General features: G+C 64.7%; 17 protein-coding genes and 1 tRNA gene. 13 read left to right on the plus strand and 5 right to left on the minus strand.

The annotated features are described in order from the left end of the window. Window positions 1-36 precede the first annotated feature (36 nt). The 13 genes from B0919_RS19670 (at window position 37) to B0919_RS19725 (ending at window position 16,001) form a co-directional block, all read left to right on the plus strand. Window positions 37-2,799: a substrate-binding domain-containing protein gene (locus B0919_RS19670; protein WP_078014000.1), complete on the plus strand. Its 2,763-nt coding sequence runs from the start codon at window positions 37-39 to the stop codon at window positions 2,797-2,799. A 192-nt stretch (window positions 2,800-2,991) separates the two neighbouring features. Then, window positions 2,992-3,876 carry a sugar phosphate isomerase/epimerase family protein gene (locus tag B0919_RS19675; protein WP_078014001.1) on the plus strand — a complete coding sequence of 295 codons (885 nt, stop codon included), beginning with the start codon at window positions 2,992-2,994 and terminating at the stop codon, window positions 3,874-3,876. A gap of 51 nt (window positions 3,877-3,927) precedes the next feature. After that, window positions 3,928-5,607 carry a GMC oxidoreductase gene (locus B0919_RS19680; protein WP_078014002.1) on the plus strand — a complete coding sequence of 560 codons (1,680 nt, stop codon included), beginning with the start codon at window positions 3,928-3,930 and terminating at the stop codon, window positions 5,605-5,607. A gap of 82 nt (window positions 5,608-5,689) precedes the next feature. Continuing rightward, on the plus strand, window positions 5,690-6,298 hold the full coding sequence (locus tag B0919_RS19685) for a gluconate 2-dehydrogenase subunit 3 family protein (RefSeq protein WP_078014003.1): 609 nt from the start codon (window positions 5,690-5,692) through the stop codon (window positions 6,296-6,298). Window positions 6,299-6,491: 193 nt separating this feature from the next. Beyond that, window positions 6,492-7,643 (plus strand): Gfo/Idh/MocA family protein, encoded by a 1,152-nt coding sequence (locus B0919_RS19690; protein WP_217701049.1) that lies wholly within the window; start codon window positions 6,492-6,494, stop codon window positions 7,641-7,643. 6 nt (window positions 7,644-7,649) lie between these two features. Then, window positions 7,650-8,702 (plus strand): sugar phosphate isomerase/epimerase family protein, encoded by a 1,053-nt coding sequence (locus B0919_RS19695; protein WP_078014005.1) that lies wholly within the window; start codon window positions 7,650-7,652, stop codon window positions 8,700-8,702. Between the two features lie 15 nt (window positions 8,703-8,717). After that, complete coding sequence (locus tag B0919_RS19700) at window positions 8,718-9,194, plus strand: c-type cytochrome (protein ID WP_078014006.1); 477 nt, start codon at window positions 8,718-8,720, stop codon at window positions 9,192-9,194. Window positions 9,195-9,236: 42 nt separating this feature from the next. Further along, window positions 9,237-10,490: a nucleoside permease gene (locus B0919_RS19705; protein ID WP_078014007.1), complete on the plus strand. Its 1,254-nt coding sequence runs from the start codon at window positions 9,237-9,239 to the stop codon at window positions 10,488-10,490. Window positions 10,491-10,498: 8 nt separating this feature from the next. Beyond that, window positions 10,499-11,386 (plus strand): hydroxypyruvate isomerase family protein, encoded by an 888-nt coding sequence (locus B0919_RS19710; RefSeq protein ID WP_078014008.1) that lies wholly within the window; start codon window positions 10,499-10,501, stop codon window positions 11,384-11,386. Window positions 11,387-11,423: 37 nt separating this feature from the next. Beyond that, on the plus strand, window positions 11,424-12,197 hold the full coding sequence (locus B0919_RS19715) for a DUF1080 domain-containing protein (protein WP_078014009.1): 774 nt from the start codon (window positions 11,424-11,426) through the stop codon (window positions 12,195-12,197). A gap of 50 nt (window positions 12,198-12,247) precedes the next feature. Beyond that, window positions 12,248-12,484 carry a hypothetical protein gene (locus tag B0919_RS19720; protein WP_078014010.1) on the plus strand — a complete coding sequence of 79 codons (237 nt, stop codon included), beginning with the start codon at window positions 12,248-12,250 and terminating at the stop codon, window positions 12,482-12,484. Window positions 12,485-12,549: 65 nt separating this feature from the next. Continuing rightward, window positions 12,550-13,776, plus strand: a complete 1,227-nt coding sequence (locus B0919_RS25765) for a type IIL restriction-modification enzyme MmeI (protein WP_254846629.1) — start codon at window positions 12,550-12,552, stop codon at window positions 13,774-13,776. Beyond that, window positions 13,692-16,001 (plus strand): class I SAM-dependent DNA methyltransferase, encoded by a 2,310-nt coding sequence (locus B0919_RS19725; RefSeq protein WP_254846630.1) that lies wholly within the window; start codon window positions 13,692-13,694, stop codon window positions 15,999-16,001. Before B0919_RS25765 ends, B0919_RS19725 begins: the two co-directional genes overlap by 85 nt. 417 nt (window positions 16,002-16,418) lie before the next feature. On the opposite strand, the gene B0919_RS19730 is transcribed toward B0919_RS19725, so the two are convergent. The 5 genes from B0919_RS19730 to B0919_RS19750 form a co-directional block, all read right to left on the minus strand. Next, a tRNA-Ser gene (locus B0919_RS19730) sits at window positions 16,419-16,506 on the minus strand. A 53-nt stretch (window positions 16,507-16,559) separates the two neighbouring features. After that, a complete protein-coding gene (locus B0919_RS19735) occupies window positions 16,560-17,672 on the minus strand; it encodes an asparaginase (RefSeq protein WP_078014011.1) in 1,113 nt (370 codons plus the stop codon). Between the two features lie 4 nt (window positions 17,673-17,676). Beyond that, window positions 17,677-18,444 (minus strand): TatD family hydrolase, encoded by a 768-nt coding sequence (locus B0919_RS19740; protein WP_078014012.1) that lies wholly within the window; start codon window positions 18,442-18,444, stop codon window positions 17,677-17,679. A 140-nt stretch (window positions 18,445-18,584) separates the two neighbouring features. After that, on the minus strand, window positions 18,585-19,691 hold the full coding sequence (locus tag B0919_RS19745; protein WP_176133143.1) for a glycosyltransferase: 1,107 nt from the start codon (window positions 19,689-19,691) through the stop codon (window positions 18,585-18,587). A 22-nt stretch (window positions 19,692-19,713) separates the two neighbouring features. Next, a complete protein-coding gene (locus B0919_RS19750) occupies window positions 19,714-20,343 on the minus strand; it encodes a polysaccharide deacetylase family protein (protein WP_176133144.1) in 630 nt (209 codons plus the stop codon). Window positions 20,344-20,533 lie beyond the last annotated feature (190 nt).

Below are 20,533 nucleotides of genomic sequence, written 5' to 3' on the forward strand. Positions count from 1 at the left end.
TCGATACCGCAGGACAGCCCCTCGTAAATCACCCTGATGCGTTTTTCCACCCTTCTGGTCAAGTGCTTATTGCTTAGCCTGGCGGTTTTCCTGACGGCTTGCGCGCCTGGGCCGGGCACCACCCAACGCATCGGGTTTTCGCAGAGCGTTGGCCAGGATGGGTGGCGGCAGGCCATGCTCGCGGGGATTAAGCGCGAATTGACGTTTCACCCCGAGATTCAACTGCTGCTGCGTGATGCGCAGGGCAGCAGCCAGCAGCAGCAACAACACATCCAGGAATTGCTGCAGGCGGGCGTTGATGTACTGATCGTAGCGCCCAGCGAAGAAGCAGCCCTGGCCCCGGCCTTGACCGAGGCGCACCGCCGCGGCATTCCCGTCATCCTGCTCGACCACCGCACCAGCACGGTGCCCTACACAGCCTACGTGGGCGGCGACAACACCACCGTGGGCGCTTCGGCGGCGCGGTATGCGGCGCAGTTGCTGCACCAGCGTGGGCAGGTGGTCGAAATAGTAGGTTCGTCCCCCTCGCCCGTTTCGGAGGAGCGGCATCAGGGGTTCGTGCAGGCGCTGCGGGCCTACCCGGGCATGCAGGTGGTCGGGCAGGTTACCGGCGACTGGCAGCCGTATTCGCTGCAACCCGACCTGACCGCCCTGCTGCAAGCGCACCCCCAGGCCCAGCTCATCTTTGCGCACAGCGACCTGATGGCGCAGGGCGCCTCAGAGGTGTGCCGGCGCTTGGGCATGACACACGTGCGCATCATCGGCGTCGATGGGCTGGCGGGCCCGGGCAACGGCATGGAAATGGTGCAGCAAGGGCGCAGCACGGCTTCGCTGTTTTACCCACCGGGCGGCGAGGAAGCCGTTCGGGTGGCGCTGAAGCTGCTGCGCCACCAACCCTTCGAGCGGGAAAATATCCTCGGCTCCATCGTCATCGATTCGACGAACGTGCTCACCATGCTGCAACAGGAGGCCAAGCTGGCCAGTCAGCAGCAAGGCATCGAGCAGCAGCAACTACTGCTAGGCACCCTGCAAGCCACCTACGCCAGCCAGCGCACCGTGCTCTACGGGCTGCTGGCGACGTTGCTCGCGGCCATCGTGCTGGGCGTAAGCGCCTGGCGCGCCGCCCGGGCCAACCGGCAAACCAACCGGCAGCTGAGCCGCCAGAACGAAGAAATCCGCGCCCAGCGCAATCAGATTGCGGCCATGGCCGAGCAGGCCCAGGCGCAAAACGAGGCCAAGCTGCGCTTCTTCACCAACTTCTCGCACGAACTGCGCACGCCGCTGACCCTCATCCTAGGCCCGGTAGAAGAGCTGCTGCGGCCCGATACCAGTGCCGCCCTGCTGCCCGCGCAGCGCCACGACCTGGGCCTGGTGCGCCGCAATACGCAACGCCTGCTGCAGCTGGTCAATCAGCTGCTCGACTTCCGGAAGATGCAAGGGGGCAAAATGGCCGTGCAGGCCCACCCCGACGACTTCGTGGCCTTCGTGCGGGAGCTGGTGGAGACCTTTGAGCCGGCCGCCCGGGTGCAGCACCTGACGTTGTCATTTGAACCGACCGAGCCGACGCTACCGGGCTGGTTTGACCGCAACGTGTTGGACAAAGTCTTTCTGAACCTGCTTTCCAACGCGCTTAAATACACGCCCGCCGGCGGACGCATTAGCGTGGCTATGCAGGCGCTGGACCACGGCCGGGTGCAGGTGCAGGTCACCGATACCGGGTGCGGCATCCGGGCGCAGGATAGCCCGCACATCTTCGAATGGTTTTACCAGGGCGAGCAGGCCACGGGGGCCAAAGGCTCGGGCATGGGGCTGGCGTTGGCGCAGGGCCTAGTGCGCCTGCACCAGGGCGAGTTGTCGTGCACCAGCCTGCCCGGGCAGGGCAGCACGTTCACCGTGGTACTGCCGCGTGAGCTGCCTGCGGTGCTGCGCAGCACCGCTGCGCCTATCGTCACCATCGAAAGGCCGGCTCTGGAGGAACCTGTGCTGCCGTCAGCGGAAGCAGACTCCGCAGAAGCTTCCGAGGCCACGCCGCTGGTAGTGGTCATCGAAGACAACCCGGACGTAAACGACTTTGTGGCCCGCAAGCTGCGTCCGCATTACCGGGTACGAACGGCGGCCGATGGCGCGGCGGGCCTGCAACTGGCCACGGAGCTGCTGCCCGACCTGATTGTGTGCGACGTGATGATGCCCGGCCTGAGCGGGCTGGAGGTGGTAAGCCGCCTGCGGGCCGACTGGCGTACCTCGCACATCCCCGTCATTCTGCTCACGGCGCGCATTGCCCCGGAGCAGCAGGTGGAAGGCGTGCAAGTGGGAGCCGACCTCTACCTGACCAAGCCTTTCAGCCCGGCCCTGCTGCTGGAAAGCGTGCGGACGCTGCTGGCCAACCGCGCCTACCAACGCGAGCATACCCGGCGGCAGCTCCTGGCCGATCAGCCCGTGGGCGAAGCGCCCGCACACGACCCCAACCAGCAGTTCATCACCGACCTGACGGACATCATCGAGGCGCACCTCACCCAAACCAGCCTTACCGTGGAGGAGGTGGCCCAGCAGTTGCACCTTACCCGCACGCAGCTCTACCGCAAGGTGAAAGCCGTGCTCGGCACCAGCGTCACTGATTACCTCCAGCACGTACGCCTGCGCAAAGCCCGGGAGCTGCTGCTCAACACGCCTCTCACGGTCACGGCCGTCGCCTACGAAGTGGGCTACACCTCTCACTCCTACTTTTCCAGCAGCTTCAAGGCCCGCTACCAGGTGTCACCTTCCGAATTCCGGGCCCAATGCCTGGCGTCATCGGCTTGAGGGATTGTGCACCAGCCGTACAAAAATTGATAGCCGAGCTTTACCCAGAGGGCAGTTAACGCATTTATCACGCACAAAAACAGCATCTTACATTTATTTACCACTTTGAACACGTGTGAGTTAATTTCTGCATAAGCCTGAAGAAAGAGCTACGGAGCTTTACTCTCCCATCCACTCTTTCTCGCTCGTTTCATGCATTCCCGTCGCGCGTTTGTAAAGTCCGCCGCGCTGCTTTCGGCCGGCGCCCTGCTTAGCCCGTCCCTGCTGGCGGCTCCTACCAAATACATCGGCCTGCAGCTCTACACGCTGCGCGAGGCCATGGCCAAAGACCCTGCCGGCACTCTGGCCAAGGTGGCGCAACTGGGCTACAACTCGGTGGAAGGCGCGACTTACACCGGCAGCCAGAAGTTTTACGGTCTGGACCCGGCCGCCTTCGCCAAGCTGCTCAAGCAGCACGGGCTGATCATGCCCAGCAGCCACTACCGCCTGGGCGAAGAGCAGGAAAAGGGTCAGCCGGTGCAGGGCACCATGCTGCACGGCTGGGACCAGGCCGTGGACGATGCCGCCCAGGCCGGCGTCAAATACATGGTGTGCGCCTACCTCTCGGAAGCCGAGCGCGGCAACCTAGACCACTACAAGCTGCTGGCCGAGCGCCTGAACAAGGCCGGGGAGCGGTGCAAGAAGGCCGGCATTCAGCTCTGCTACCACAACCACGACTTTGAGTTTGCGGCCCTGGACGGCAAGCTGCCCTTCGACGTGCTGCTGCAGCAAACCGACAAGAACCTGGTGCAGATGGAGCTGGATCTGTACTGGGCCACCAAGGCCGGCCACGACCCGGTGGCGCTGTTCAAGCAGCACCCCGGCCGCTTCCCGCTCTGGCACGTCAAGGACATGGACAAGACGCCCCAGCGCGGCTTCACCGAAGTCGGCAACGGCAGCATCGACTTCAAGCGCATCTTCGCTCAGGCCCAGCAGGCCGGGCTGAAGTATTTCTTCGTGGAGCAGGACCAAACGCCCGGCTCACCCTTCGACAGCATTCAGCAGAGCATCACGCACATCAAGCGGAACCTGGTATAGCCGGCTCCGCTGCCCCGATCTTTTTACTGCCTTCCCATCCCACCCACAGTTATGGCACAGAATACCTATGACGCCATCGTCATCGGGTCCGGCATTTCCGGCGGCATGGCCGCCAAGGAGCTGACCGAAAAAGGCCTAAAAACCCTCCTGCTGGAGCGCGGCCGCAACGTAGAGCACATCAAGGGCTACGTCAACGCCAACAAGAATCCCTGGGAGTTGCCCCACCGCGGCGGCGTCACGGAGCAGATGAAGGCCGATTACCCCGTACTCCGGCGCGACTACACGCTCAACGAAAGCAACCTCGACTTCTGGGTCAATGAGAAGGAAAGCCCCTACGTGGAGGTCAAGCCCTTCGACTGGTTTCGGGGCTACCAGGTAGGCGGCCGCTCCCTGATGTGGGGACGGCAGTCGTACCGCTGGAGCGACCTGGACTTCGAGGCCAACGCCAAGGACGGCATTGCCGTGGACTGGCCCATCCGCTACAAGGACCTGGCGCCCTGGTACAGCCACGCGGAGAAGTTTGCGGGCATCAGCGGCAACCGCGACGGTATTGCCCACCTGCCCGACGGCGAGTTTATGCCGCCCATGGACATGAACTGCGTGGAGAAGGACGTGGCCGCGCGCATCAAAAAGCAGTACGGCGGCAAGCGGCACATGGTGATTGGGCGCACGGCCAACATCACCCAGCCCCACCACAACCGCGTGAACTGCCAGTACCGCAACAAGTGCTGGCTGGGCTGCCCGTTCGGGGCTTACTTCAGCACGCAGTCGGCCACGCTGCCAGCGGCCGTGGCCACCGGCAACCTCACGCTACGGCCCTTTTCCATCGTCACGCGCATCCTCTACGACAAGGACACCAAGCGCGCCACGGGCGTGGAAGTGCTCGACGCCGAAACCAACCAGACCTACGAGTACTACGCCAAGATTGTCTTCCTGAATGCCTCGACGCTGAACACGGCCTGGGTGCTGATGAACTCGGCTACCGACGTGTGGCCCGAGGGCCTGGGCAGCAGCAGCGGGGAGTTGGGCCACAACCTGATGGACCACCATTTCCGCGCCGGGGCCCACGGCGAAATGCCGGGCTACGAGGACAAGTACGTGTACGGCCGGCGCGCCAACGGCATTTACGTGCCGCGCTTCCGCAACATGTTTGGGGAGAAGCGCGACTATATCCGCGGCTTCGGCTACCAAGGCGGCGCCGGCCGGGAAGGCTGGAGCCGCGACGTGGCCGAAATGAGCATCGGTGGCGACTTCAAGGACGCGCTGACCGAGCCCGGGCAGTGGACCATGGGCATGACCGGCTTCGGCGAAATTCTGCCCTACCACGACAACCGCGTCAGCCTCGACAAAACCAAGAAGGACAAGTGGGGCCTGCCTGTGCTGGCCATCGACGCGACCATCCGTGACAACGAGCAGAAAATGCGCATCGATATGATGCAGGACGCGCAGGAAATGCTGGAAAAAGCGGGCCTGAAGAACGTGAAGACCTACAACAACGGCTACAACATGGGCGGTGGCATCCACGAGATGGGCACCGCCCGCATGGGCCGCGACCCGAAAACCTCGGTGCTCAACCAGCACAACCAGGTGTGGGACGCCCCCAACGTGTACGTCACCGACGGGGCCTGCATGACCTCGGCCGCGTGCCAGAATCCCTCGCTGACCTACATGGCCCTCACGGCCCGTGCCGTGGACCACGCCGTGGGCGAGCTGAAAAAGCAGAACGTTTGAGAAACCGGACTGGAAAAATGGTGAACCTGGGCGCCGTCAAAGCACCAAACTCACCATTTCACCACCTCACCATTTCACCGTTATGAACAGACGAGATGCCCTGGCCCGCGTAGCCCTGCTGATGGGCGGCGCCGTCATCGGAGCCGACTATTTCCTGACCGGCTGCGGCCCGGCCGCTTCCGAAAAGGAGAAACCCCAGGGTCGGGCGCAGGCCCCCGCCAAGCCCAAAGAGCTGCTCGACGCCAAGCAGCAAGCCTACCTCGACGAAGTGGGCGACACGATTCTACCCGCCACCAAAACGCCCGGCGCCAAGGCCGCGCAGGTTGGCAGCTTCATGGCCGTAATGGTGCGCGACTGTTACAAGCCGGAAGACCAGCAGACCTTCCTGAAGGGCTTGGATCAGCTGGAAACGGCCAGCCAGAAGCTGAACGGCAAAGGCTTCCTGGACAGCACGCCCGCGCAGCGCACGGCCCTGCTCACCAGCCTCGACGCCGAGCAGAAAGCCTACGCCAAGACCAAGACGCCCGAGCAACCCAACCACTACTTCCGCATGATCAAGGAGCTGACGCTGCTCGGCTTCTTCACTTCCGAGCCCGGCGCCACCCAGGCCCTGCGCTACCTGCCCGTGTCCGGCAAGTACGACGGCGACGTGCCCTACAAAAAAGGAGACCGGGCCTGGGCTACTACTTGAGTGGGGCGTTGCAGCAGCAAAGCAATTCAGAAAACTTCTAGAACGTCATACCGAGCTTGTCGAGGTATCTCGCGTGCTGACGTTGGATAGTAAAGTCATTGTTGAACAACGATATTATCGGTGGAAGTCAGCACGCGAGAGGCCTCGACAAGCTCGGCATGACGTGCAAAACTGACTTTCTCAACAACTCTGCATGAAACTACGATTGGGAATGATTGGCGGCGGCCAGGGCGCGTTCATCGGGGCGGTGCACCGGCTAGCGGCCGCGCTGGATGGGCAGTACGAACTGGTAGCCGGCGCCTTCAGCAGCAACGCGGAAACGTCCCGAGCCAGCGGGCAGCTGCTGGGCCTGGCGCCCGGGCGCGTGTACGGCTCCTACCAGGAAATGCTGGCACAGGAGCAGGCCCGGCCCGAAGCCGAACGGGTGCAGGTCATCAGCATCGTGACGCCCAACCACGTGCACTTCGCCCCGGCCAGGCTCGCCCTGGAAAGCGGCTTCGACGTGGTGCTGGACAAGCCCCTGACTTTCTCGCTGGCCGAAGCCCGCGAGCTGGCGGCCGTGGTAGCCGCTACGGGCCGCCGACTCTGCCTCACGCACACTTACACCGGCTACCCCATGGTGAAAGAAGCCCGGGCGCTGGTAGCATCGGGGCAGCTGGGCCGCATCCGCAAAGTGTACGTGGAGTACCCGCAGGGCTGGCTGAGCCGCCTAGAGGAAGGCTCGGAAAACAAGCAGGCCGCCTGGCGCACTGACCCGGCCCGCAGCGGCGTGGCCGGCGCCATGGGCGACATCGGCACCCACGCTTTCAACCTGCTGGAGTACGTCACCGGCCTGCAGGTGGAGCAGCTCTGCGCCGATATCCACACCGTGGTGCCGGGCCGGCTCCTCGACGACGACGGCGCGGTGCTGCTGCGCCTCAGCGGTGCCGCCAGTGGCGTGCTGGTGGCTACCCAGGTAGCCGCCGGCGAGGAAAACAACCTGCGCCTGCGGGTGTACGGGGAGCTGGGCGGCCTCGACTGGCAGCAGGCCGACGCCAACACCCTGCTGGTGAAATGGCCCGACCGCCCCGCCGAAATTCGCCGTACCGGCGCCGCCTACCTCAGCACCGCCGCCCGCCACAACGCCCGCACCCCCGCCGGCCACCCCGAGGGCTACCTCGAAGCCTTTGCCAACATCTACCGCAACTTCGCCCTAACCCTGCAAGCCGAGCTGGCTGGGCAGCCGCCCGCGCCCGAAGCCCTGGACTTTCCCGGCATCGAGGAAGGCGTGCGTGGCATGGCGTTTATCGAAACCGTAATTGCCTCGGGCCGCTCCGCTGCGAAGTGGACCGAGCTGAGTGTGTAGCCGCGTATGAAGACCATCAAAGGACCCGGCATTTTCCTGGCCCAGTTTATCGGCGAGCAGGCGCCCTTCAACAGCCTGCCCGCTATGTGCGAGTGGGCCCGCGGCCTGGGCTACCACGGCGTGCAGCTGCCCACTACGGATAGCCGCTTTATCGACCTGCAGCTGGCGGCCGAAAGCCAGACCTACGCCGACGAGCTGCGCGGCACCGTGCAAGCAGCCGGCCTGCAAATCACCGAGCTGTCGACGCACCTGCAGGGCCAGCTGGTAGCCGTGAACCCGGCCTACGACGCCTTGTTCGACGGCTTCGCGCCCGAGGCGGTGCGCGGCAACCCTGCCGCCCGGCAGCAGTGGGCCGTGCAGCAGCTCAAGTACGCCGCCCAGGCCTCGCAGCGGCTTGGGCTGACGGCCCATGCCACCTTCAGCGGGGCCCTGCTCTGGCCCTACGTGTACCCCTGGCCCCAGCGCCCAGCCGGACTCGTGGAGACGGGCTTCGCGGAGCTGGGGCGGCGCTGGCGGCCTATTCTGGACGAGTTTGACCGTTGCGGCGTGGACGTGTGCTACGAAATCCACCCCGGCGAGGACCTGCACGACGGCGTGACCTACGAAATGTTCCTGGAGCAGGTCGGCCAGCACCCGCGCGCCTGCCTGCTCTACGACCCCTCGCACTTCGTGCTGCAGTGCCTCAACTACCTGGAGTACATCGACATCTACCACGAGCGAATCCGGGCCTTCCACGTGAAGGACGCCGAGTTCAACCCCACCGGCCGCCAGGGCGTGTACGGCGGCTACCAGAGCTGGGTCGACCGCGCCGGCCGCTTCCGCTCCCTGGGCGACGGGCAGGTCGACTTCAAGGCCATTTTCAGCAAGCTCGCCCAATACGACTACCCCGGTTGGGCCGTGCTGGAGTGGGAGTGCGCCCTGAAGCACCCCGAAGACGGCGCCCGCGAAGGCGCGACCTTCATCCAAGACCACATCATCCGCGTGACGGACAAAACCTTCGACGATTTTGCCGCCGCAGGTACCGATGCGGCCCGCAACCAAGCCTTGCTAGGCCTTTAATCCCGCTTGCCACCCATGAAAAAAGCCTTACTCCTCCTCAGTTGCTGCGCCTTGTTCACCGCCTGCAGCTCCGAGCCAGATAAATCCGCCGCCCAGGAATCCTACACGCTGGCCGATCAGCCCGACCCGATGGCGGCGGCCGACAGCACCACCGGCGCCAACGTCAGCGCCGTGGCTCACCAGCCGCAGGTAGATACCAGCGTCACCAAAATCGGCACGGCGCCCACCGGCGGGGCAGTCGGCGCGGGCGCCAAGCTCATTGCCGGCTCCGACTGCACCGGCTGCCACCGCGAAAACGACAAGCTGCTGGGCCCCGCCTACCAGGCCGTGGCCCAGAAATACCCCGCCAACGAGGCCAACGTGACCATGCTGGCCAACAAAATCATCAGCGGCGGCAAGGGCAACTGGGGCGACATTGCCATGACCCCGCACCCCGATCTGCCCAAGGCCCAGGCCGAGGAAATGGTCCGCTACATTCTCAGCCTGAAGTAAACCGCCCACTCTGCTCCTTCTCACCGCATTCCCCTCCCGATTATGACTGCCACCATCCGGATTAAGCTGTCCATCATGATGTTCCTGGAGTTTTTCATCTGGGGCGCGTGGTTCGTGACGCTGGGCACCTACCTGCTGCGCAACCTGCACGCCACCGGCACGCAGGTGGGCGTGGCGTTCCTGACGCAATCCATCGGGGCCATCGTGGCGCCGTTCATCATCGGGCTGATTGCCGACCGGTTTTTCTCGGCCCAGAAAATCCTGGGCGTGCTGCACCTGCTCGGCGCCGGCCTGCTCTGGCGCGCCTCCGTGGCTCCCGACTTCGGCGCGTTCTACCCGAGCATCCTAACTTACATGGTGCTCTACATGCCCACGCTGGCGCTGGTCAACTCCATTGCCTTCCGGCAGATGCAGAACCCGCAGAAGGAGTTTGCGCCCATCCGGGTGCTGGGCACGCTGGGCTGGATTGTGGCGGGGCTGACCATCGGCTGGCTGAACTGGGAACAGCGCGACAACCTGCAGGCCACGTTTACCATGGCCGCGGCGGCCTCGGCGCTGCTGGGTTTGTTCAGCTTCACCTTGCCGGCCACGCCGCCCGTCAAGCGCGGCCAGTCCAGCTCTGTCGGCGACCTGCTCGGCCTCGACGCCATCGGCCTGCTGCGCAACCGCTCCTACCTGATTTTTTTCCTGGCATCGGTCGCCATCTGTATTCCGCTGGCCTTCTACTACGGCTTCACCAACCCCTTCCTGAACGAAGTGGGCATGAAAAGCGCCGCCGGGGTGCAGAGCCTGGGCCAGGTGTCGGAGCTGCTGTTTATGCTGGCCATTCCGTTGTTTTTCAGCCGGCTGGGCGTGAAGAAAATGCTGGCCATCGGCATGGCGGCCTGGGTGCTGCGCTACGTGTGCTTCGCCTACGGCAACGTGGAAGGCGGCTACTGGATGCTCATTGCCGGCATCGTGCTGCACGGCATCTGCTACGACTTCTTCTTCGTGACGGGGCAGATTTACACCGACAACCTGGCGGGCGAGCAGTTCAAAAGCTCGGCGCAGGGCTTCATCACCCTGGCCACTTACGGCGTGGGCATGCTGATCGGCACGCTGCTCTCGGGCCGCATCTTCGACGCGTACCAAAGCTCCGCCGGCAGCCACGACTGGCGCATGATCTGGCTGATTCCGGCCGCCATTGCCGGGGCGGTGCTGGTCGTGTTTCTGCTCTTGTTCCGCGAGCGGGGCACGGTAGCAGCTACGCCGGCCGTCGGAGCTGAACCGGCGCCGCAGCTCACCACCGCTAGCTAGCCCGCGTTATGGCTGCTGCCTGGAACCGTCGTGCTGCCCTGAAAGGCCTGCTGGCCGGCGCGGCTACCGTGGGCACGGCCGGCCTGGCCGGGGCCTGCCGCGCCGATGACAAGCCAGCTGCCGCCGCGAACCTGAAGAACAACCTGCGCCACTCGGTGTGCCGGTGGTGCTTTCAGGATATGCCGCTGGAGCAACTCTGCGCCGCCGCGAAGCAAATCGGCATCAGCGGCATCGACCTGGTGGGACCGAAAGACTGGCCGACGCTCAAAAAGTACGGGCTGGACTCGCCCATGTGCAACGGGGCCGAAATCAACCTGACCGACGGCTTCAACGACTCACGGTTTCACGCGCAGCTGCAGAAACAGTACCGCGAGATGATTCCGCTGGTGGCCAAGGCGGGCTACACCAACCTGATCTGCTTTAGCGGCAGCCGGCGCGGCATGTCGGATGAAGCTGGCTGGGCCAACTGCGTGCGGGGCCTGCAGCCCCTGCTGGCCCTGGCGGAGCGGCACAAGGTGGTGCTGGTGATGGAGCTGCTCAACAGCAAAATCGACCACCACGATTACCAATGCGACCAGACGCGCTGGGGCGTGGAGCTAGCTAAGCGGCTCGATTCGGAGCACTTTAAGCTGCTCTACGACATCTACCACATGCAGATCAACGAGGGCGACGTCATCCGCACCCTCACCGAGTACCACCCCTACATTGCCCACTACCACACCGCCGGCGTGCCCGGCCGCCACGAAATCGAAGACGCGCAGGAGCTGAACTACCCAGCCATCATGCGGGCCATCAAGGCCACCGGCTTTCAGGGCTACGTAGCCCAGGAGTTCATGCCCCAGCAGCCCGATAAGCTGGCTTCCCTGCGCCGCGCCGTGCAGCTCTGCGACGTGTGAGCCGCCCCTACCCTCTTTCCCGACTAGATTTGCCTTGATGAAGCTGCCCTTCCTTGTCTTTGCTCCTTTACTTGTAGGTTTTGCCATGACGGCCCACGCGCAACAAGCAGCCAAACCGGAGGACACCGAAGTGTGGCAGCCGGTGCCGAAAACGGTGGCAGGCAAGCTGCAAGCCACGCCGCCGCCTAAGGGAGCCATCGTCCTGTTCAGTGGCCAGGACCTGCGCGAGTGGGTATCGGCCGCTGACCGCACGCAGCCGGCCCGCTGGCAGGTCGCCGACGGCTTGCTCACGGTGGACAAAACGGTGGGCAACATCGAAACCAGGCGCACCTTCACCAATTACCGGCTGCACCTGGAGTGGCGGGTACCGGCCGGCATCACCGGCAAGGCCCAGGCCCGGGGCAACAGCGGCGTATTTCTGGCTTCGCTGGGGCCCGGCGACGTGGGCTACGAGCTGCAAGTACTGGATTCGTATCAGAACCCGACCTACGTCAACGGCATGGCGGGCAGCATTTACAAGCAGCTGATTCCGCGGGCCAACCCCGCGCGCAAGCCCGGCGAGTGGCAGTCGTACGACGTGCAGTGGACGGCACCCACGTTCAAGCCCGACGGCGCGCTGCAAACGCCCGCCCGCGTGACGGTAAAGTTCAACGGCGTAGTGGTCCAGAACAACGTTGCCCTGGCCGGCCCCACGCTCTACATCGGCCAGCCGCACTACCAGGCGCACGGCCCGTCGCCCATCAAGCTGCAGGCGCACGGCGACCCCAGCGAGCCGATCAGCTTCCGCAACATCTGGGTGCAGGAGCAGTAGGATACTGGCCAAAGGTTCAGTCCCGACGCGCTGCCGCCGTTTGCCGCTTCTTGCGCGCCCCCGAAAGCCACGGGAACTACATCGGTACCAGCAGCCCGATTGACTTTCACCGCTATACGCTGGCCGTGGAGCACCAAACGGCCTTCAACCCGCGCACCATATTCGCAGTCCTGGGTAAGGCAGAAGTGCCCGTGTACCAGCAGGACGAAAACGGCCGGTCTGTGCCCATCCTGGTAATGGAGCAAATGGGGCTAAAGCAAGCTGGGCCGGTACTCAGCTGCCGATAAGTACGGCAAATAACGGCCCAGCTACCTATCTTCCGGGCCCCTTCGCTTACCCGCTATCCGTACCCGTGACTTACGCTGATTTTGAAGCCCGCTGGAAACCTGCCGGCGGTGCCGAACGGGCCAACTACGGCCTGTTCCTGCAAGACCTCTGCGACCTGCTGGGCGTGCCCCGGCCCGACCCCACCACCGACGACCCCGCCCAGGATGCCTACGTACTGGAGCGGGCCGTGCAGTTCAACGACGGCCCCAGGAAAAGCACCGGCCGCATCGACCTCTACAAGCGTGGCTGCTTTGTGCTGGAAACCAAACAGGGCACCGACACGCCCGACCAGCAGCAGAAGGCCCAGCGCGCCGAACTGGGCCTGGAAGCCAACAAGCGCCGCAAGGGCCACGCCGTGCGCGGCTCCGCCAAGTGGGCCGAAATGATGCAGGCCGCCCGCCAGCAGGCGCTGGGCTACGTGCGCGCCCTGCCCGCCGACGAACCGCGCCCCCTGTTTGTGCTGGTGGTGGATGTGGGCTACTGCATCGACGTGTACAGCAACTTCGCCGGGGTTGGGGATTCGTTTGTGCCCTTCCCCGACCAAATCCGGTTTCGGCTGCTGCTGCCCCAGCTGGCCGAGGACAGCACCCGCGCGCTGCTGCGCCAAATCTTCCTCGACCCCAAGGCCCTCGACCCCAGCCGCCGCGCCGCCCGCGTCACGCGGGAGCTGGCCGGGCGGCTGGCCCGCCTGTCGGCGCAGCTGGAGCAGGCCGGCCACCATACCGACGTGGTAGCGCAATTCCTGATGCGCTGCCTCTTTACCATGTTTGCCGAGGATACCGGGCTGATACCCAAAACCTCGTTTACGGGCGTGCTGACGGAGTACCGTACCCCCGAGCTGCTGCCCTTCCTGCCCGACGTGCTCAGCAACCTGTGGCGCACCATGGATACCGGCGGCTTCTCCTCGGAGCTGAAGGCCCGGATCAAGCGCTTCAACGGCAAGCTGTTCCACGACACCACCGCCCTGCCCCTCAACGCCGACCAGGCCGAGCTGCTGCTGCAGTCGGCCAAGGCCGACTGGACGGAAGTAGAGCCGGCCATTTTTGGTACGCTGCTGGAGCGGGCCCTCGACCCCAAAGAGCGGCACAGCCTGGGCGCGCACTACACCCCGCGCCGCTACGTGGAGCGGCTGGTGCTGCCCACCGTGCTGGAGCCGCTGCGCCGGGAGTGGGCTGCCGCGCAGGCCGCCGCCTGGAGGAAGGCCAAAGCAAGGAAGCCCGCGCCGAGCTGGTACGCTTCCTGTCGCGCCTGACTTCCATCCGCATCCTCGACCCCGCCTGCGGCTCCGGCAACTTCCTGTACGTGACGCTGGAACACCTCAAACGCCTGGAAGGCGAAGTACTGGCCGCTATCAACAGCTACGGGCACACCGGCCTGCTCGACCTGGGCGGCGGTACCACCGTGAGCCCGCACCAGCTGCTGGGCCTGGAGCTGAACCCGCGCGCCGCCGCCATTGCCGACGTGGTGCTGCGCATCGGCTACCTGCAGTGGCACCTGCGCACCTACGGCCCCTCCGAGCTACGGGAGCCGCTGCTGGATGAATACCAGAACATTCGCCAGCAGGACGCCGCCCTGCAGCACGGCCCGCCCGTGCCCCGCCTCGACGCCCAGGGCAACCCCGTGACGCGCTGGGACGGCACCACCAAGCCGCACCCCGTCACCGGCCAGCCCGTGCCCGATGAAAGCGCCCGGACGCCCGTGTATGACTACCCGAATCCGCAGTCAGCCGAGTGGCCCAAAGCGGATTTTATTGTCGGCAATCCGCCGTTTGTGGGCCCGGCCCGAATGCGTGACGCACTAGGCGACGGGTATACCGAAGCCCTGCGTAAAGCCTATAAAGGCAAAGTGCCTGATTCGGCTGACCTGGTAATGTACTGGTGGTACAATGCTGCTGCTGCCGTGCAACGAGGCGACGCCGAACGGCTGGGATTCATTACGACTAACAGCCTCAAACAAACCTTTAACCGCCGGGTAATGCAGCCTTTCTTGGAAGGCGACCCGGCCCCGCTTACGCTCACCTTTGCTATACCTGACCATCCTTGGGTGGATAGTGCTGATGGAGCCGCTGTGCGTATTGCTATGACTGTAGCTGAACGTACTTCGAAGGCGCTAGTATTAGGCCAGTTATTGACGATAAAGACGGAAGCAGTTCCTCAAGGTGAGGAAGCTGCCGAAGTGACTTTTTCAGAACAACAAGGTCAAATTCTTCCCGACTTGTCGATCGGGGCGGCTTTGGACAGTGCCACTGCTTTAAAGGCAAATGAAGGGTTGGGCAACCGAGGTGTTCAGTTGATGGGGGCAGGTTTTATAGTTACTCCTGAGCAAGCGAAAAAAATGGGCTTGCATACTGTAGCAGGCTTGGAGAACCATATCCGGCCTTACCGTAATGGACGCGACTTAACAGATAAACCGCGTGGAGTGATGGTTATTGATTTTTTCGGCTTAAAAGCCGAAGAAGTGTTAGCGCAATATCCGGCAGCATATCAGCATCTGCTTGAAAATGTCAAGCCTGAACGCGACCAAAACAACCGTGCTTCTTACCGGAACAATTGGTGGTTCTTTGGTGAGCCGAGGGGAAATTTCCGGCCTGCTTTGAAAGGATTATCCCGGTTTATTGCTACCGTAGAAACTGCGAAGCACAGGATCTTCCAATTCGTGAGTGCTGACGTTATGCCGGATAACAAGCTGGTTGCTATTGCGCTGGATGATGCCTTCTATTTAGGTGTTCTTTCTAGCCGTATCCATTTACTTTGGGCTAGCGGCACGGGCAGTACACTAGAGGATCGGCCTGTGTATGTAAAGAGCAAGGGGTTCGACCCGTTCCCCTTCCCCGACGCCACGCCCGAACAGCAGGCCCGCATCCGGGAGCTGGCCGAACATCTGGACGCACACCGCAAGCGCCAACAGGCGGCCCACCCCGCGCTAACGCTGACCGACCTCTACAACGTGGTGGAGAAGCTGCGCGCCGGCCAGCCCCTGAGCACCGCCAAGGAGAAAACCATCAATGAGCAGGGCCTGGCCTCCGTGGTGCTCAGCCTGCACCAGCAGCTCGACGCCGCCGTGGCCGCCGCCTACGGCTGGCCCACCGACCTGCCCGACGCCGAAATCCTGACCCGCCTGGTGCGTCTCAACCACGAACGCGCCCGCGAAGAGCAGGCCGGCCACGTGCGGTACCTGCGCCCCGCCTACCAGGCGCCGGAGCTGCAGCAGGCCACGCTGGCGCTGCCCGCCGCCCAGGCCGCTGCCGCTACGGCCGCCGCCACGGAGGCCACCGGCCCCCAGCCCTGGCCCGCCGAGCTGGCCCAGCAGATGCAGGCCGTACGGGACGCCGTGCAGCAGGCCGGCCAGGCCCTTACGGCGGCTCAGGTAGCCACCCGCTTCAAGCGCACCAAGCCGGAGAAAGTGCAGCCGCTGCTGGATACGCTTACCGCTCTCAGCCTGCTCCGCGCCACCGCCGAGGGCGCGTACGCAGCATAAGCAAGCCCGTCCTGCCTGATCCGGCGTCCGCGCAGTCGAAGGGCACCCCTACCGCGCCGACGCCAGATTAGGCATTACCAACCCAGTTGTGTCCGAATACTCGTTCTGAGCTTATTAAACATCATGCGCCGTCAGGCTACCCCTCTCCCACGGAGAGGGGGCCGGGGGGTGAGGCCCAACGAAGCCCGACGACCTTCAACCGCGCGGACGCCAGATCAGGCATGACCGTTCTGGAGCTTTCCGACACAGCCTTAATTACTTAGAATATAGCCACCCCGCGCCGCAGCCCAATAACCTCCCTCCAAGGCCGCCTGCGCCCAAAATGCGCGGATGTGCCATCAAGTACAATACTGCCACCAACGCACCTGCTGCCGAAAAGCAAAAAGCCCGTCCCTGCATCAGGAACGGGCTTTTCAGCAGAGAGGATGGGATTCGAACCCACGATGACCTTTTGGGCCATACACACTTTCCAGGCGTGCTCCTTCGACCACTCGGACACCTCTCTAGGTAGCGGAAAGCTGCGCAAAGTAACGCGGCATTTCGCACATACGCAAGCCGCTAAAAGCGGATACTGGTGCCGGCGGCCTGGCTGACCGAGATTTCGCCGCGCAAGTCGCTCAGTAGCAGGCGGCGCGTGGTTTCGGCGTCGCGGCCCAAACCCAGCACGTACATGAGCTTGGTGATGGCCGCCTCGGTGGTAATGTCCTCGCCGCCGATAACGCCGAGCTCGGTAAGGTGGGCACTGGTTTCGTAGCGGCCCTGGATGACGCGTCCTTCCTCGCACTGGCTCACGTTGAGCACGTACACGCCGCGCTCGGTGGCTTCGCGCAGGCATTGCAAAAACCACGGGCTGGTGGGGGCATTGCCCGAGCCGTAGGTTTCGAGCACGCAGCCGCGCAGGTCGGCGGCGCCGAGGATGGCGCGCACCATATGCTCGGTGATGCCCGGGAAGAGCTTGAGCACCACCACGCGGTCCTCCAGGTGCGGGTGCACGCGCAGCGGGCCGGCGGGCAACAGGCGCAGCAGGTTGTCGTCGAACTCCAGCTCGATGCCGGCGCGCGCCAGCGGCGGATAGTTCTCGCTCCTGAAGGCGGAGTAATGCTGGCTCTCCACCTTCTTGGCCCGGGTGCCGCGAATCAGTACGTCGTTGAAGAACACGCACACCTCGGGCACGCGCACGGTGCCGGCGCGGGGGTGGCGAGCCGCCGCAATTTCCAGGGCCGTGACGAGGTTGCGGCGCGCATCGGTGCGGATGCGGCCGACGGGCACCTGCGCCCCGGTGAAGATGACGGGCTTGCCCAGGTTTTCGAGCAGGTAGCTCAGGGCGGCCGCCGAGTAGGCCATGGTATCGGTGCCGTGCAGCACCACGAAGCCGTCGTAGGCATCGTAGTGCTGCTGCAGGATGGCGGCCAGCTGCAGCCACTCGGTCGGCGTCACGTTGCTGCTATCGATGGGCTCGGGCAGGCTCAGCACCGACACTTGCATGCCCAGCTGGCGCAGCTCGGGCATCTTTTTCTGAATCTGCCCAAACTTCATCGGCACCAGCTCGCCGCGCTTGTTTACGGACATGCCCACCGTGCCGCCGGTGTATATCACCAGCACCGAGGCCCGGGGCGCAGTGGCGCCCGCCGCGGCATCGACGATGACGGAGGGCTGCAGTTGTTCGGCCACGGCGCTAGAGCTTGAAGAGGTTACGGGCGTTGGTGGTCGTGGCTTCGGCCACTTCCTCCACGTCCTTCTTCAGCAGTTCGGCCACGCGGCGGGCTACCAGCGGCAGGTAGCTGGGCTCGTTGCGCTTGCCGCGGTGGGGCACCGGCGCCAGGTAGGGGCAGTCGGTTTCGAGCAGCAGGTGCTCCAGCCCAATGTGGGGCAGCACCTGATCGAGGCCGCCGTTTTTGAACGTGGCCACCCCACCAATGCCGAGCTTGAAGCCCAGCTTGATGGCGCGCTCGGCCTCCTCACGCGTGCCCGAGAAGCAGTGAAACACGCCGGTGAGCGTGCCGTCCTGGGCGGCTTCCACCAGCTCGGCGGTTTCCTGGAAAGCCTCGCGGGTGTGCAGCACGATGGGCAGCTGGTACTTTTTCGCCAAATCCAGCTGCACTTTCAGCGCTTCCTGCTGCCAGGCCAGGGTGGTTTTGTCCCAGTACAGGTCGATGCCGCACTCCCCTACTCCGGCGAAGGGGCGCTTGGTGAGCCAGTCTTCCACCCGGTACAGCTCCCGCTCGAAGTCCTTGAGCACGTGGCAGGGGTGCAGGCCCATCATGGCGAAGCAGTGCTCGGGGTGCCGCGCCTCGGTTTCCAGCATGGCGTCGATGCTGGTGTGGTCGATGTTGGGCATCAGGATGGTGCTGACGCCGGCGGCGTAGGCACGCTCAAGGGCGTCGTCGCGGTCGGGCTTGAACTGCTCGGCGTAGATGTGGGCGTGGGAATCAGTCAGAATCACGGATCAGGGCGGATTAACCGGATTGCACGGATTTTAGCTCCGCTGACCTCCGGTTGTGAACGTTTGGGAGGGTACGGCAAAACTAGTCAGCTGGGACGTAATGCGGCGCCGGGCAGCCTGCGGGGTGGCCCGGCCCGGCGCTACTCGCGGTACTGCCGGCCTTTCCACTCGAAGGGGCGGCGGCTGAACCGAAAGCCGGTGAGGCCTGCCGTGACGGCCAGCGTGTACAGCTCAAACAAGGGCAGCAAATGCAGCGGAGCCCGGCGGCCCACCTTGCCGTAGGCGCTGCCGGCCAGTAGTGCCTGCGCCAGCAGTTTGGCGCCGAGGATGCCCAGCCCCGCCGCGCCGCCCCACAGCCAGCCTGCCACCAGCAGCGCCGGGTAGAAGCCCGCGTAGTAGATCAGCCCGAGCTGAATGTGCCGCGGCAGGCCCTCCACCCCACGCAGCCAGCGCCGCCGCTGGTGCAGCAGTCCGCGCCAGGAGGGCATGGGCAGCGACTCGGCCAGCACGGCCGGCTCGAACACGTTCAGCCAGCTGTAGCCGCGGCGCAGGATGGCCTGGAACAGCTCATAGTCTTCGGTGACCGAAAACGGCAGGGTCTCGTAGCCGCCCACGGCCTCGTAGGCGGCGCGGGTGATGAGCATGTTGTTGCCCATGGCCGTAACGGGCTGCCCGCGGTCTGATACCATCTGCACCAGAGCCAAGGACATCAGCCAGTCCAGCCCCTGCACCCGGTCGAACAGACGCGGGCCGCTCACCACCGTAAGGCCCGTGACGGTGGCCATGCCGGGCCGCAGGTGGCCCACCAGGCCCTGCACCCAGGTAGCGGGCAGGCTGATGTCGGCGTCGGTGATGAGGAAGTACTCGGTGGTAGCGGCGCGGGCCAGGTGAGCCAGCACGTTGGCTTTGCCCCGGGCCGCGCCCAGGGTATCGGTGATGGGAATGATGCGAAACGAGCCCGCGAAGCCGGCCATAGCCTCGGCGGCCACGGCCGCGGTGCGGTCGGAGCTGGCGTCGTCGCCGAGTAGCACTTCCAGGCACTCGGGCGGGTAACGGAGGGCCCGCACGCTGCGCAGGCAGCGGCCGATGGCGGCTTCTTCGTTGCGGGCCGCAATGAGGATGCTCACCCGCGGGGGCGGACTGGGCAGCGGCTGCGCCTGCGGCGCCCGGCGGCGGCTAAACAGCACCCACGCCCCCAGCAGCAAGGCAAACCAACCGATGAAAAAGACACTCAGAACGACACTCACGGGCAGAAGAAAAATTGGCGGCTCACAGCGCCCCAAATTGGTAGCCCCGCTCGGCCAGCGCCTGCAGGTAGCGCGGCAGCACGTAGCGCAGGTTGGGGCTGGCTTTCAGGCTGTCGTGGAACACCACCACGGCGCCGGGCCGGGTCAGGCGCAGGGCGTCGCGCAGGCACTGCTCGGGAGCGTAGGCGCGGTCGTAGTCGCAGGTGAGCAGGTCCCACATGACCACGCGGTAGCCGGGCTGCAAGGCGCGCTGCAGCCCCGGTGTAATGCGGCCGTAAGGCGGGCGGAAGAAACGGGGGGCACCGGGCTGCAGCTCGTCCAGGGCCTGTTGGCAGCGGGCAATATCCTGCAAGTACTCCTCGCGGGAGGTCGTCCAGCCGCTGAGGTGCCGGTGCGTATGGTTGGCCAGCCGATGCCCGGCGGCCAGCACCTGCCGGGCCACGGCGGCGTGCCGCTCCAGGTTTTCGCCCACGCAGAAAAATGTACCCTTAGCCTCGTATGCCGCGAGCTGCTCCAGCACCCAAGGAGTTTCTTCGGGGATGGGGCCGTCGTCGAAGGTGAGGTACACCGTGGGCTGCGCAGCGGCGGGCCCCTGCCAGATGGCGCCGGGTAGCCAGCGTTGCATAAGGCCCGGCAGGCGGTGCAGGTGCATGGGCAGTAGAGTTCAGATAACGAGGAAGCGCGAAGGTAAGACGGGCACCGCAGACCGGCCCGGGCGTGCTTCCGCTTATATTCGGCTCCGGCCGCCTTTCTCCCGCCGCGGCGCGGCCTGATCAATCCGCTGACGAAAAAGAGCACGTTGACTGGGCACCGCGCGGCGACTCCAAGAAGCTATTCAGGAA

The organism is Hymenobacter sp. CRA2 (assembly GCF_002007105.1).
Lineage (GTDB): Bacteria > Bacteroidota > Bacteroidia > Cytophagales > Hymenobacteraceae > Solirubrum.